This window comes from Burkholderia sp. Ac-20384 (assembly GCF_017104605.1).
Lineage (GTDB): Bacteria > Pseudomonadota > Gammaproteobacteria > Burkholderiales > Burkholderiaceae > Burkholderia > Burkholderia lata.
This window is the reverse complement of the sequence record NZ_JAAGPE010000023.1, coordinates 1-236: the sequence shown is the minus strand read 5'-3', so window position 1 is coordinate 236 and position 236 is coordinate 1. Positions and strand designations below refer to the sequence as shown.

The window sequence follows — 236 nt, the reverse complement described above, 5'->3', positions numbered from 1 at the left end:
AAAAAAAAAACCCTCGTTACGCACGGGCTGCCCGATGGGCTGTACCGTCAGTTCACCGTGCTTCGTCACCAGCACGAGCCCGGCATCGTCCCCGGACCCTCGGTGTTCGCCTACCCACCGTCGCCTGCACTCGCCTGTCTCTCGACGTTCGGGTTGCAGACCCGCACCGCGGCAGCGCGCGCCACCCAGTCCTACCATGCCCCGACGCATGTGTCGCCGCGTCCGCCGACCAACCC

At 66.9% G+C, this 236-nt stretch carries 1 protein-coding gene; it reads left to right on the top strand.

What is annotated here, in order from left to right:
• Positions 1-236 (top strand): hypothetical protein (locus G3O00_RS06995; RefSeq protein WP_206142558.1); only part of this gene is annotated, 236 nt, incomplete at both ends.